The following is a 12,594-nucleotide window of genomic DNA, read 5'->3' as shown; positions in this document are numbered from 1 at the left end:
TCAGCCCAACAATGCCGCCAACCCGCCTTCGGCCTCGAAACGCTGGTTGCGGTAGGTCAGGCGGGTCGGCCCGTCCCACACCGGCTCCCGGCGGCTGTGCCGCGGATCGCCGGGGTAGCAGATCACGCGGCAGCCGTCTTGATCGAAGGGTTCGGGCTCGATCAGCGCGGGCGGCCGGCTGCGCGCAGCGGCCTGCACCTGGGCCACATCGGCCAAGCGGCTGAGCTGGCAGAGGCTCATGATCTGCGGCGGCGCCAGGTCGATCTCGCCCGCCCAGTAGCGCTTCAGCGCAGCGCGCGGGGACAGCCAGACCGCTTCGGTGGCTTCGAAGGTGCAGTGGCTGGCGTCCTGGCCCGCCGGGGCCGCGGCCACGAAGAAGCGCGTGTCGAAGCGCTTGTTGGTCACCGAAGGCTGGCGCGGCGTGACCCAGCGCGACCACGGCAACAGGCTCGACACCGCCAGCGGCTGGCCCAGGCGCTGCACGGCAGCGGCAAAGGCCAGACCCGTGAGCGTGTGCTCACGCACCTGGGTGGCCAACCGCGCCCCGTCGCAACCGGCTGAAAGTGATTCGTGCAGGCCCAGCAACAGGCTGCATTCTTCAAAGGTCTCGCGCAGCGCGGCCAGGTGCAGCCCCACCGCGGTGTCCGGATCCAGCCCGGGTTCGGCCAGGGCGCTCAACAGCTCGGCCGCCGTGCGGTCCAGCGCAGCCGGATCCACCTGCCGGTCGGCCGCATCGAGCTTGCCGCCCGGAAACACGTGCACGCCACCCAGCACACCCGAGTTGCCGTGCCGGCGCACCAGCAGCACCTCCAGCCCGGCAGGACCGTCGCGCAGCACCATCACGGTGGCAGACGCCAGGGGCGGGGTGTGAATCACATCGGAGTTGATCGGTATGGCCATGCGGGCATTGTCCACGAGCCTTGCCCATGCCGGTCCCTTCACGCCGCCCCGTCCGGCGTCCGAGCAGACACCCGCAGCGGTCCGAAAAATTGGCGTGTCGCTCAGGCGGGCAGGAACAGTGACTGCAGATCGCTGAGGAAATCGAACCCGCGTTCGGTTGGTCGGACCCAGCCATCGGCCATCACCAGCCAGCCGCGGCGCACGCCTTCGTCCAGCGCCGTGGCCACGCTGGAGAGCGGCAGCCCGGTGCGGGCCGAAAAGTCCTGCAGCTCGAAGCCGTTGCGCAGGCGCAGCGCGTTGAGCATGTACTCGAAAGGCAGATCGCGCCGCGCCACCTCTTCCACACTCACCACCGCATCGCCCGCGCGCGCCTTGTCCATGTAGAGACGCGGTTCGCGCGCACGCACCTGGCGCACCACCCGGTGGGCAAAACTGAGCTTGCTGTGGGCACCGGCGCCGATGCCGAGGTAGTCGCCGAACTGCCAGTAGTTCAGGTTGTGCCAGCAACGGTGGCCTTCGCGCGCGTAGGCCGAGACCTCGTAGCGCGCCAGCCCCTGTTCGCCCGTCAGCTCGGTGATGCGGTCGAGCATGGCGTAGGCGTCGTCGTCTTCGGGCACCCGCGGCGGGAACTTGGCGAACACCGTGTTGGGCTCGATGGTCAGGTGGTAGATCGAGATGTGCGGTGGCGCGAACGCCAGCGCGGTGCGCATGTCCGTTTCGCAATCGGCCAGCGTCTGCCCCGGCAGCGCGTACATGATGTCCAGGTTGAAGGTGTCGAAGGCGATCGCCGCCTCTTCCACCGCGGCGATCGCCTGCGCCCGGTCGTGCACCCGGCCCAGCGCCTTCAGATGGTCATCGTTGAAGCTCTGCACCCCGATGGACAGGCGCGTGACGCCGGCCTGGCGGAAAGCCCTGAAGCGGTCCTTTTCAAAGGTGCCCGGGTTGGCTTCGAGCGTGATCTCGGCATCGGCGTCCAGCCGCAGCAGCGCGCGCACGTCGCCCAGCAGGCGGTCGATGGCTTCGGGCGAAAACAGGCTGGGCGTGCCGCCACCAATGAAGATGCTGTGCACCGAGCGGCCCCAGATCAGCGGCAAGGCGGCTTCCAGATCGGCACGCAAGGCGTCCAGGTAAACCTGTTCGGGCAACGCCTGACCGGGCGCGCTGGTGGCGCTCCACTCGTGCGAGTTGAAGTCGCAATAAGGGCACTTCTTCAGACACCAGGGCAGGTGGATGTAGAGCGCGAGCGGCGGCAGGCCCTGCAATTGCAGCGTGCCGGGTCTCATCCAGTGGCGGATGTCGCTCCAGTGTGGCCCTTCCGGCGGTGGGCTGCCGGCCGCGCCGGGCAGCGCCACCCGGACCTCTCTGGGCGTGTTCATGCGTCGGCCTGGGGCGCGAACCACCGTTCACGTATCAGGTTCAGCATCTGTTGCGCCGCTTTTCCGCGGTGGCTGTTCGCGTTCTTTTTCTCGTCGCTCAGCTGGGCGAAGGTGCAGCCGAACTGCGGCAGGAACATCACCGGGTCAAAACCGAAGCCGTTGTCACCGATGGGCTCGCGCGTGATCAGCCCCGGCGCACGACCGCTGGCCACCAGTGGCTCCGGGTCGTCGGCGCTGCGCACCGCGACCAGGGTGCTCACCAGCGCGGCGCGCCGGTCTTCCACATGCGACATCTGCTCCAGCAAGGCGCGCACGTTGTTGGCGTCGCCCTTTTCATAGCCGAACTGCGTCGCGTAGTAGGCGGTGTCCACGCCCGGCAAACCGCCGAAGGCCTCCACGCACAGGCCGGCGTCGTCGGCCAGCGCGGGCAGGCCACTGACCTGCGCCGCGTGGCGCGCCTTCGCCAGCGCGTTCTCGATGAAGGTGCGGTGCGGCTCGGGCGCTTCCGGAATGCCCAGTTCGGACTGGCGCACCAGTTCCACGCCGAGCGGCGCAAACAAGGCCTGCAGCTCGGCGAGCTTGCCTTTGTTGTTGGACGCGAGGACCAGTCTCATCCGGGCCTCTCAGACCAGGCCAAGGCTCTGCTTCTGCAAGGCCACCAGTTCGGCCACGCCCTTTTCGGCCAGCACCAGCAACGCGTCCATTTCCTGGCGCGTGAACGCCACGCCTTCGGCCGTGCCCTGCACTTCCACAAAATGGCCGGCACCGGTCATCACGACATTCATGTCGGTGTCGCAGGCCGCGTCTTCCACGTACTCCAGATCGAGCAGCGGCAGGCCCTTCAGAAGGCCGACCGAAATCGCGGCCACATGGCCCTTGATCGGCGAGGTGGTGACCTTGCCTTCGGCGAGCAGCTTGCTCACCGCGTCGTGCGCCGCGACGAAGGCGCCGGTGATGCTCGCGGTGCGTGTGCCGCCATCGGCCTGCAGCACGTCGCAGTCCAGCGAAATGGTGCGTTCACCCAGCGCCTTCAGATCGAACACGGCGCGCAGCGAACGGCCGATCAGGCGCTGGATTTCCTGCGTGCGCCCGCTCTGTTTGCCCTTGGCCGCTTCGCGGTCGCTGCGGGTGTGGGTGGCACGCGGCAACATGCCGTATTCGGCCGTCACCCAGCCTTCGCCGCTGCCACGCTTGTGCGGCGGCACCTTCTCTTCCACCGACGCGGTGCACAGCACCTTGGTGTCACCGAACTCGATCAGCACCGAGCCCTCGGCGTGGATGGTGAAACCCCGGGTGATGCGCACCGGGCGCAGGGCATCGGTGGCCCGTTGGCCGGGTCGTGTGGAAACAGTCATGAATACCTCAATCAAGTCGTGAATCAGTCAAAGGGAGGAACGGCCAGCTCGCCAGGTAACAAGGCCCGGAACGCGGCGGAACCTTTGCCGGGCCGCACGCGTTGCCCCTGGAGGGGCGGAGCGGTTACGCGAAGCGAACAAGCGACGGGGGTGGTTCATTTTCGCCAGGCCGCACGCGTTGCCCCCTGTGGGGTGACGCCGAAGGCGGCGCGGGGGTGTCAGGAATTTTTTTCGGCGGTGCGCCGGATCGCTTCGTTGATTTCTGCAATCGACTTTTCGATCGCCGCGTCGTCCAGGTCTTCGATGGTCGGGTCGGCCACGCCCGACTGGATGGTGGAGGCGAACACGCCTTCTTCAATGTCTTCGGTCGACACCCGCGTGGTCTGGAATTCGTCGGCCGTTTCCCACTCCATGGCCAGCACGGTGACGTTGTCGCAGCGCTGTCCACCACGCTTGAGGGCCATCTCCACCAGCTCGGGAACCGCCTGCTCCAGCGGATTGCGGGCCAGTTCGGCGGCGATCTCGAAGTCCTTCACCGTGCCCCAGAGGCCATCCGAGCACAGCAGCACACGGTCGCCCTGCAACAACTGCACCGGTCCCGACAGGTCAAACACCGGCTTGGCGGGCGAACCCAGACAGGTGAAGAGGATGTTGCGGTTGATGTGCTGGGTGGCCTTGCCCAGGTGGGCCTGCTGCTCCATGTAGGAATGGTCCCGCGTTCGCGTCAGCAACTCGCCATCGCGCACGAGATACAGGCGGGAGTCGCCACAGTGCACCCAGTGCATGTTGCCGCGCTCCATCACGGCCGCCACCAGCGTGGTGCGCGGCGTGTCGAGCATGCCTTTTTCGGCGGCGTAGCGAATGATCTGGTGGTGCGCCGCCATCAGGGCGCTGGAGAGGAACTCCGGCACTTCACGCAAGGTGGGGTTGGCGGCCTTCTGGAAGTAGGCTGAGAAGGTCTGCAGGGCGAGCTGGGCCGCCATCGCCCCTTCAGGGTGCCCCCCCATGCCATCGGCCAGCACGAACAGGCCTGACTCGCGCGTGTACGCGTAGCCCATGCGGTCTTCGTTGCGCTCGCGGCCACCCTGACGGCTGATCTGGTAAACCGAAAACTTCATCGGAACTTGGTCCCGGCGGCGGTCGATTTGCGCGGCGACTTCTTGTTGTCGGAAACGATGTTGTCAAACTGCAGACGCATCTTTTCAGCCACGGTCAGTTTGGTGTAGCTGCGTTCGGTCTCGCGGCTCAGCTCTTTCTGCAGCGCAAACACCGATTGCGGGCGCGACAGCGGATCCAGCGACATGCACCACTCCACCACCTCGATCAGGTTGTCGGAGTAGACGCCGCGCAGGCGAGAGAGTGCCAGCGACAGGCGGTCTTTTTCCAGCCGCTGCGGGGCGTCGTTGGGCGGGTAACCCTGCATGCTGGCGTAGATGCAGGCGCCGATGGCGTAGATGTCGGTCCACGGGCCCATGCTCGAATCGCGCCGGTACATCTCGGGTGCAGCGAACCCGGGCGTGTACATCGGGCGAATGAAGTTGCCTTCTTTGCTCAGCACCTCGCGTGCCGCACCGAAGTCGATCAGCACCGAGCGGTTGTCGTCGGTGACGAAGATGTTGGCCGGCTTGATGTCGAGGTGCAGCATCTTGTGCTGGTGCACGATGCGCAGGCCGCGCAGTACCTCGTCGTACAGCGAACGGATGGTGGACTCGCGGAACACCTTCTGCTTCTTCAGTTCGCGTGCCGTGATGATGAACTCCTGCAGGGACGCGCCCTCCAGATAGTTCATGACCATGTAGACGGTCTCGTTTTCGCGGAAGAAGTTGAGCACGCTCACCACCGACTGGTGAGAGATCTGTGCCAGGGCGCGGCCCTCTTCGAAAAAGCTCTTGAGCCCCAGCCGGTACAACGAGAGTTTTTCGGGCTGCACCTGCGGCAGCAATTCGCCCGGACCGCGTGTGGCCAGCGACGACGGCAGGTATTCCTTGACCGCGACCTGCTGCCCTTCGGTATCCACAGCCAGGTAGACCACGCCAAAACCACCGGCTGCGAGCTTGCGCACAATGCGATAGCCGCCGATCACGGTGTCCGGTGGCAGCGGTGCGGGTTTGACCTTTGACATAATTCGGATGGGTTCCGGAACGCCTCGTTTTGGACCACTCAACCTGATGGGACACAGTTCAATGGCAGTTTACAGCATGACCGGCTACGCCACGGCCCAGACCGGCGGGGCCGCAGCCACACTTGCCAGCGAGTCCCCGCGCGAAGCCAAACCGGGCCTGGGCATCGAAATCCGCTCGGTCAACAGCCGCTTTCTCGACCTGACTTTCAAACTCGCGGACGACCTGCGCGGCACCGAACCCGCCCTGCGCGAACTGCTGGGCGCTTCGCTCAAGCGTGGCAAGGTGGAGGTGCGGGCCTGGGTCGAGGGCCGCACCGACGCCGGACCACGCGCACCCAGCGCACCGGAGCTGCAGAAGCTGGTGAGCCTGCAGGACAACGTCCGCGCCTGGCTGCCCACCGCCGCCCCCCTGTCGGTGGCCGAGGTGCTGCAACTGACCACGCGCCAGACCGGCAACCCCGGTGAGCTGCACGAAGCCCTGCTCGCGCTGGCCCAGACGGGCCTGGACAAACTGCTCACCGCGCGCGAACGCGAAGGCCAGCGCCTGGCAGCCATGCTGCTGGACCGGCTCAAGCAGCTGCGCCAGCTCGCCAAAGACGCCCAGCCCCTGATTCCCCAACTGGTCGCGCAACAGCGGCAGCGCTTCATCGACCGCTGGAACGAAGCGCTCGGTGCCAGCGCGGCTGCCGGTGGCACCAGCAACACCCTCACCGGCGAGGCCGCCCAGGATCGTGCGCTGACCGAAGCCACCGCCTTCGCGATCCGCATCGATGTGGCCGAAGAACTGACCCGCCTGGACTCGCACCTGGTGGAAATCGAGCGCCTGATCAAGAAAGGCAGCGATGTGGGCAAACGCCTGGACTTCCTGATCCAGGAACTGCACCGCGAAGCCAACACCATGGGCTCCAAATCGTCGAGCCTGGAACTCACCCGCATTTCCGTGGACATGAAGGTGCTCATCGAACAGATGCGCGAGCAGGTCCAGAATTTAGAGTAGGGTTTCGAGGAGGTTCATGCCACCGCAAAACGACCTCTAAGTTGTTGATTTTTCAATGGAAACTTCTTTCATGGCGTAGCACAGCAATCCAGGCTAGCTCAAGCTTTGCGATGGGTTCATTGGTGGGTTCGAGGGCGAATCCACCCGTTCCGGGCGATCCCCGGAACAGGAACCCATCAAACACTGCTGGAGGCTGCGCCATGACTGGGTTTACACAAAATGTTTCAGATAGAACGCTGCGAGCTTGGCTGAATGCCGGGCCCGTGGACAGGATGATCGGTGGTGGACTGATCTTCTTTGCCAAGGAATCCTCCGCCCAACGGGGGCAAGCCTCCTGGATTCTGCGCTACCGCTTTGGCGGACGCCTACGCGAGAAGGTGCTGGGACGCTACCCAGACGTTTCCCTCAAAGACGCCAGAGAGCTTGCCCGGCGCGACCGATCGCAGATCCAGCAGGGCATCGACGTGGGCGCACAAAAGCGCTTGGAGAAGCTCAAGGCACTTGAGATGGAGGATGTCCAGGGCCTGGGGCATCTTTGGTATGAGCGGTACATCCTGAAGAACGTCAAGCATCCCCAGGTCGTGGAACGTGTGTTGCGGCGCCACATCTATCCCGTGATCGGCAAGCTCGCGATCAACGAGGTTCGGCCACACCACATCGATGGAGTGCTTACCAAGATCGTCGAAGCCGGCGCTCCCACTGTCGCCAACGACGCGATGCGCTACCTGTTCCGCATGTTCCACTTCGCTGCGAAACGAAAGTGGACCGAAGCAAATCCGGTTGCAGGATTCGACATCTCGGATGCTGGCGGAACGGAGACGCCACGTGAACGGTGGCTCAGCTACGAGGAACTCACGGCGCTGGCGCAAGACATGCGCGAAACGGCGAACTTTGGACGCATCAACGAGCTCTCTGTCTGGCTCCTGCTGGCGCTGTGCGTGCGCAAGATGGAACTGCTCTCCGCCAAATGCACGGACTTCGATCTTCGTAGCGGCGTCTGGAAACTGCAACGCAGCCAGACCAAGACCAGCGCGTACATCGAGATCCCGCTTCCTCGCCAAGTGATCGTCTGGCTCGAAGAAGTGATCCTATTCGCCTGCGGGAACCCGTACCTGTTCCCCGCGCGCCGCCTTATCCGCGTGAAGAATGGCCAACCTCGGCAAAACCGCTTCGGGCACATTAGTCCCGACACGCTCAACGTGGCGCTGAAGCGCCTTCCACGAAAGGACGTCGAGCACTTCACGGTGCATGACATGCGCCGGACAGCCAGGACACAACTGAGCGCACTCGGCGTGGACCCCTTCGTGGCCGAGCGCGCACTGAACCACAAGCTGCGGGGTACCCAGGGCATCTACGACCGGCACGACTACTTTCCGCAGCGCCGCCAGGCCTTGCATCAGTGGGCGGAAATGCTGGGGGCCATCAGTAGAGGCGATCCTGTCGACTTCACCGCCAGTCGGCGGCAGGGAACCTCGGGACAAAATGCCATCCCCCATCTGCCCGGCAAGCTCCCCCACTCCATCGTGGCCAGGCAGGCGGCCAATGAATGAACGGCACCGATAACGGGCACACAGTGCAGTCCAGGCCTGCCGAGCGAAACAATCGCACTCCGACCGCTGTGCGCAGTTGCGGCAGGCCTGCAGTGATGGGGCATAGGTTGGCGATTCACTTCTTTTGAGAACCGCCGAGCGCCGCCTGTCGATTTGCGCCCTAGCTGGAGCATCCAGCAGAACGACCGCAACGCCACCGGTGATCGGAGGAAACATGGTATGCGCCTCGGGATTGGCGCTGCATTGGAACGAGGCTTCTGCCGGCAGATCTCGGTGGCATTCAGGCGCACGATGCGAATTTCACCTCCGGTTACCGGGCGGCAACGTTTACCTTGTGCGCGATCTTCGACTCGAGTGCGCTGCGATCGGCAGCCACAAACGTCACACGACCCTCGCAGACCAGTTCAAGAGAATCATGGGCGCGCACATTGAATGTCACGCTTCGGGGTCCCAATCGTTCAACCCAACCCGAAAGACGAATCTCTGCGCCAGGAGGTATAGGTCCACGGTGTTCCAAGTGAATGCTGCGGCCCACGACAACCTCTCGTTCGTGGTCAACGTGCCGCTGCATTTCTTTGATGCAGATAGATTCGACGACGGCCACGAGATACCCCGTAGCGATGCACTCAATGAGCGTCTCAGCGTAACCACGCCCATGCGGCAACTGCGTGAACAGCGAGCGGGCGGTTTGATGAGACGGAACGACATAGACCTCGTCGAAGGAGATCTGGCTGATGCTCTCATGGTTCATGGATCGGGACGGCTCGCGCCAACGTGGATGATGACCAGAGCAATATCCCCGGCGATGCCCACACCAGTCCACGAGAAATCCTGTCCGAATTTCGAGCATTTCGCGATCAGGCCTTACCTGCGAACAGAAAGCCGGTCGCACTCCAACCGAAAGGCACATCCACTGCATGCCTTTGGCGAACGCGCATAAGTCGGCTCAATACGCCCCTCCAGGATCGCTTCGCGGCGACGCACAAGGGCGACGATTTCCTCGACTCCCAGCAATTTCACACTTTGCGAACTGCGTGTGTGCCTGCCCGTCGGGCTTGCGAAGCTCACGAAGGCTTGTGGCTCGACGACCTCCCCGGTCTGTGCCTCGATCACCAATTTCTGCACCGACAGTTGGATTCGGTCAGTTTCATGAACACGAGCTGCAAGACGCGTCTTGAGTTCGACCAGTACCAACATGCCATTGGCACGACGGTACACACGATCGACTCTGGCAACGAGGCGCAAGGGATGCCGCATGCGAAAGAGCCTCTCCATATAGACCAGTTCGGCACCGGCCAGCTCTCGCGGTCGGGAGGCCCGTTCGCCAGACCGATGGCGGCCCATCCATAGCAGCGCCAGCCACAGGACAAGCGCAACGAAACCGGCGAGCACATACATGGCAGACCAGGTCATGGCAGCCCCCTGTCGCTCATCGCCTTCGCACACCAGGCAACCACGATGCGCAGTACGCATCGCACCCCGATCACTATCCCAGGCGATCGCGCCATGATGCGGCAGCCCATTGGTGCCACCCGGTAGTACGTCGCAACCAGGGCTCTTCCCCAGCACTGGCGCAGGAGCACCGCATCGCGGTACGCGCGAAGTACCTGCGTCTCCGATGCATCCGGGCCAAACACGAAGGTCGCCACGAAGCACCGGCGATCCGCCGTCGCTGCCACGCCCTCTTCCCAATACCGCTGGTGGGCCACCTGCCCTCGGGCCATGGCCTTTCGCTGCTTCGGGGTAGCCCGCTCCCCATGGAGATGGGCCAGCTGCACTCGCTTCTCGCAGAAGCCCATCTCGGCCAAATCCTTCGCGGCCACCTCGCCCTGACGCCCCATTCCTTGTCTTGGCATATGCACCTCACTCAGCCAGGCTCGGCCCGAACACATCGTTGGTCACGCCCGCGGAAGCCAGCACCTCGCGGCCCGCCGATGCCAGCACAGGGCGAGGACCGTCGACGGCAAAGATTCCGTACTGCACCAGCAATCCGTCGTAGGCCAGCACGCGCAGCCGGTTGACCCGCTTGCCACCTTTCGGAAATCGCACCAGCTCGTCATACAGCCGCGGGTTGTCCGCACGCGCCAGCTCGAACACCAGCCGAACCGGCTTGGAATCCTGTTGTGTGTTTCCGTTCATGCGATCTCCCCTGCCCCGCGGTCGCGGCCGGGGGCTATCGCGCTGGCGGCATAGTTCTGCCCGGCGAGCTGGAATCCGCGGACGTTGGCGAACATCGGCTCCTTGACCTCGTGGATCCGGTGCTTCGGGAACGCCGCCTTCACGGCCTTCTTGAACAAGAAGGCACCACCGCCCACCAGAATGATGTTCTGCAGGCTCTCCGGCGTCTCGATCCACTGGCGCATCGTCGACACCGCCTGCTGCGCAACGCTCTCGGCCAGGGGCAAGTGCCGACCCATGTCGTAGGGTTTCTGGAAGATCACAGGCGACTTGCCGGAGCGCAAGGCCAGGTCGATGGCGTCGTAGTCGCGGTACGGCGAGCCGATATCCTTGGAGATCTCGGCTGCCAGCAGCCGCAGCACGTCCGACATGCCACGGTTGATCGAATGCGACTGTTTCTGCACCAGGCGCATGCCACGCGTGACCAGCCAGTCGAAGGTGCGAGAACCAGGGTCGATCACCAGGCTCTGCTCGGTTCCGATGGTTGCCATCTTCTTGTGCTCGGCCGCGTAGTGGACCAAGGCACCCTGCGGTTGGGCAACGGCCATCGCTTTGGCGACGGTGACGGTCTTCCCGCCGCCTATCTGATGTTCTCCTGCCATGGTCTTTTCCAGGGCCGATTTCTTCAGCGAGAAGAGCGCCACCGGCAACCCGACGATCAGCAGATCGATGTGGGACACCTTCATCATGCTGAGCGCGCCGCGCAGCAGGGCCATGTATTCCGGAGACTCGGTGTACTCGTCGTGCAGCTGTTTGGCACGGAAGGTGTCGGCCGCCAGGCCGACGTCGGGCCCGACCTCGTAGAACAGCGGCCCGACCGGGATGCAGACGGTTTTGCGCCGTTCGCTGGCCGGCCAGTGAGGCGTCTCTCCGCTGGACGGATAGGCGACGGACGGAAAGCTGGCGCAGCGGATTTCATTTCCCACGACGCCAGTGACGAATTTGGTGTTGCCGGACCCGACATCCACCGCTCGGACGATCAATTCCATGTGAGTGCTCCAAGTAAAGAACCATGTCGATCAGCATCGGCACGCCGATGCCTCCACGCCACGCGCAATCCGCCCGGAATGCCCCGCATTTCGGCATCAGGCTCTCTCTGCCGTCATCCGGGTGGAACGACAGCGACGATGCACTGACACCTGTCGCTGGCCTCTTCCTTCGAGACTTGCGCGTGTGTCACCACGGTCTCACTGCTTTGGCACTCGTCAACCCCGAACGCAAGCCACTGCTCCATTCAGCGGTGCTTGTCCCACACCCGCCTTGAGCGCCCCGTGTTGGACCAGAGGCAGGCGGTTCGCCTGTCAAGCCCGCATGCAGCCTCGCTCTGCCGCCCTGCGGGACACTAAATGGCCCCTATCAGGCCGTCGCGTCGGCGCAAGCGCCACCGGCAACCCAGGTTTCATGCCGTCGCATTGCCACGCCTGCATTGACCTGCAAGCCACTTTCGTCATCCACTACAGGTTCCCGAGGGCCAACCTTGGCCCGCTCCATCGCGGAGCAAAAGGCGTCGCAGTCGTTACCTGCCCTTCAAGCCCCGGTCCTGAACCGGGGTGGCCGTCGCCCCCGAGGCGACCGCCCCGAGGTTCTCTTTCGTAGTGCATGTGCCTATGACCTTCGCCAGCCCTGTGGCTGGGCGCTCCCAGAAGCGCGTCAAGGCCATCGATCTCCCGACCTGGCACCCGATGCCGGCTCCCGATCCCGCCATTACTGAGCACGCGTGTTTCACGCCGCAAGCGGTTGTGCTTGCCCCCGAAGGGGCTCCCCGCTTGTCCCCGCTCAAACGCTCGACACCGCCCTGGACTTTCGGTCAGGGGCGGACCCATGCGCGCGAATGGCGCTGCGAATTCCAGGATTGATCCACCAGATAGCGCGAGACCTGATCTCGGCGCCGATGCGACTGTTTGCCCTCGAGGCAGCAGTGCGTCACCAGCCTCCGCCGTTGCAGAAATGCATATGCGGAGCCGGATCACACGTTTTCATTTTTAAGACCGACCGAGCTGGCCCTGCACGCGCATGTGGCTGGCGCAACCCCTGGGTCGGTGGCGCATGTCGTGGTCGCGTGCGCCGCCGTGATGAATCGACCTCCCGCACCAGCGGCTGACGGAATCCGTCGCTG

The 12,594-nt window shown here is 64.3% G+C and carries 13 protein-coding genes; 2 read left to right on the top strand and 11 right to left on the bottom strand.

Going from position 1 to position 12,594, the window contains the following annotated elements; translation table 11 throughout:
* The 6 genes from AC23D4_RS20210 to AC23D4_RS20185 form a co-directional block, all read right to left on the bottom strand.
* On the bottom strand, nt 1–900 hold the full coding sequence (locus tag AC23D4_RS20210; RefSeq protein WP_472887409.1) for an NUDIX hydrolase: 900 nt from the start codon (nt 898–900) through the stop codon (nt 1–3).
* Nucleotides 901–1,001: 101 nt separating this feature from the next.
* The gene (gene hemW, locus AC23D4_RS20205) at nt 1,002–2,183 is read right to left on the bottom strand and encodes a radical SAM family heme chaperone HemW (protein WP_472887525.1); all 1,182 of its coding nucleotides are present in this window, start codon (nt 2,181–2,183) and stop codon (nt 1,002–1,004) included.
* A gap of 89 nt (nt 2,184–2,272) precedes the next feature.
* The gene (rdgB, locus tag AC23D4_RS20200) at nt 2,273–2,890 is read right to left on the bottom strand and encodes an RdgB/HAM1 family non-canonical purine NTP pyrophosphatase (protein ID WP_472887408.1); all 618 of its coding nucleotides are present in this window, start codon (nt 2,888–2,890) and stop codon (nt 2,273–2,275) included.
* 9 nt (nt 2,891–2,899) lie between these two features.
* Complete coding sequence (gene rph, locus AC23D4_RS20195) at nt 2,900–3,631, bottom strand: ribonuclease PH (protein WP_472887407.1); 732 nt, start codon at nt 3,629–3,631, stop codon at nt 2,900–2,902.
* A gap of 218 nt (nt 3,632–3,849) precedes the next feature.
* Entirely contained in the window at nt 3,850–4,749 is a 900-nt protein-coding gene (locus AC23D4_RS20190) for a PP2C family protein-serine/threonine phosphatase (RefSeq protein ID WP_472887406.1), read from the bottom strand.
* The gene (locus AC23D4_RS20185; protein ID WP_472887405.1) at nt 4,746–5,753 is read right to left on the bottom strand and encodes a serine/threonine protein kinase; all 1,008 of its coding nucleotides are present in this window, start codon (nt 5,751–5,753) and stop codon (nt 4,746–4,748) included. The genes AC23D4_RS20190 and AC23D4_RS20185 overlap by 4 nt, the downstream gene beginning before the upstream one ends.
* Nucleotides 5,754–5,814: 61 nt before the next feature.
* Between AC23D4_RS20185 and AC23D4_RS20180 the strand changes: the two genes are divergently transcribed.
* Complete coding sequence (locus AC23D4_RS20180; RefSeq protein WP_472887404.1) at nt 5,815–6,750, top strand: YicC/YloC family endoribonuclease; 936 nt, start codon at nt 5,815–5,817, stop codon at nt 6,748–6,750.
* Between the two features lie 272 nt (nt 6,751–7,022).
* Entirely contained in the window at nt 7,023–8,300 is a 1,278-nt protein-coding gene (locus AC23D4_RS20175) for a tyrosine-type recombinase/integrase (RefSeq protein WP_233250758.1), read from the top strand.
* Between the two features lie 310 nt (nt 8,301–8,610).
* Here the strand turns inward: AC23D4_RS20175 and AC23D4_RS20170 are convergent, their stop codons facing one another.
* The 5 genes from AC23D4_RS20170 to AC23D4_RS20150 form a co-directional block, all read right to left on the bottom strand.
* Nucleotides 8,611–9,051, bottom strand: a complete 441-nt coding sequence (locus AC23D4_RS20170; protein WP_108500034.1) for a thioesterase family protein — start codon at nt 9,049–9,051, stop codon at nt 8,611–8,613.
* 113 nt (nt 9,052–9,164) lie between these two features.
* The gene (locus tag AC23D4_RS20165) at nt 9,165–9,713 is read right to left on the bottom strand and encodes a PD-(D/E)XK nuclease family protein (protein ID WP_108500033.1); all 549 of its coding nucleotides are present in this window, start codon (nt 9,711–9,713) and stop codon (nt 9,165–9,167) included.
* On the bottom strand, nt 9,710–10,024 hold the full coding sequence (locus AC23D4_RS20160) for a CFI-box-CTERM domain-containing protein (protein ID WP_369882169.1): 315 nt from the start codon (nt 10,022–10,024) through the stop codon (nt 9,710–9,712). The genes AC23D4_RS20165 and AC23D4_RS20160 overlap by 4 nt, the downstream gene beginning before the upstream one ends.
* A gap of 139 nt (nt 10,025–10,163) precedes the next feature.
* Complete coding sequence (locus AC23D4_RS20155; RefSeq protein ID WP_108500031.1) at nt 10,164–10,439, bottom strand: hypothetical protein; 276 nt, start codon at nt 10,437–10,439, stop codon at nt 10,164–10,166.
* Entirely contained in the window at nt 10,436–11,467 is a 1,032-nt protein-coding gene (locus tag AC23D4_RS20150) for a PRTRC system protein D (RefSeq protein ID WP_108500030.1), read from the bottom strand. The genes AC23D4_RS20155 and AC23D4_RS20150 overlap by 4 nt, the downstream gene beginning before the upstream one ends.
* Nucleotides 11,468–12,594: the final 1,127 nt, after the last annotated feature.

The sequence above is a fragment of the Hydrogenophaga sp. L76 genome (assembly GCF_057654755.1).
Note: the sequence above shows the minus strand (reverse complement) of the source record. Positions and strands in the feature narration are given on the sequence as shown.

Excerpts from the sequence above, each read along its gene's own strand:
- AC23D4_RS20165 (WP_108500033.1), bottom strand. The coding sequence starts at position 9,713 with ATGACCTGGTCTGCCATGTATGTGCTCGCCGGTTTCGTTGCGCTTGTC.
- AC23D4_RS20160 (WP_369882169.1), bottom strand. The coding sequence starts at position 10,024 with ATGGCCCGAGGGCAGGTGGCCCACCAGCGGTATTGGGAAGAGGGCGTG.
- rdgB (WP_472887408.1), bottom strand. The coding sequence starts at position 2,890 with ATGAGACTGGTCCTCGCGTCCAACAACAAAGGCAAGCTCGCCGAGCTG.
- AC23D4_RS20185 (WP_472887405.1), bottom strand. The coding sequence starts at position 5,753 with ATGTCAAAGGTCAAACCCGCACCGCTGCCACCGGACACCGTGATCGGC.
- AC23D4_RS20175 (WP_233250758.1), top strand. The coding sequence starts at position 7,023 with ATGATCGGTGGTGGACTGATCTTCTTTGCCAAGGAATCCTCCGCCCAA.
- AC23D4_RS20170 (WP_108500034.1), bottom strand. The coding sequence starts at position 9,051 with ATGAACCATGAGAGCATCAGCCAGATCTCCTTCGACGAGGTCTATGTC.
- AC23D4_RS20190 (WP_472887406.1), bottom strand. The coding sequence starts at position 4,749 with ATGAAGTTTTCGGTTTACCAGATCAGCCGTCAGGGTGGCCGCGAGCGC.
- AC23D4_RS20210 (WP_472887409.1), bottom strand. The coding sequence starts at position 900 with ATGGCCATACCGATCAACTCCGATGTGATTCACACCCCGCCCCTGGCG.
- AC23D4_RS20155 (WP_108500031.1), bottom strand. The coding sequence starts at position 10,439 with ATGAACGGAAACACACAACAGGATTCCAAGCCGGTTCGGCTGGTGTTC.
- AC23D4_RS20150 (WP_108500030.1), bottom strand. The coding sequence starts at position 11,467 with ATGGAATTGATCGTCCGAGCGGTGGATGTCGGGTCCGGCAACACCAAA.
- rph (WP_472887407.1), bottom strand. The coding sequence starts at position 3,631 with ATGACTGTTTCCACACGACCCGGCCAACGGGCCACCGATGCCCTGCGC.
- AC23D4_RS20180 (WP_472887404.1), top strand. The coding sequence starts at position 5,815 with ATGGCAGTTTACAGCATGACCGGCTACGCCACGGCCCAGACCGGCGGG.
- hemW (WP_472887525.1), bottom strand. The coding sequence starts at position 2,183 with ATGAGACCCGGCACGCTGCAATTGCAGGGCCTGCCGCCGCTCGCGCTC.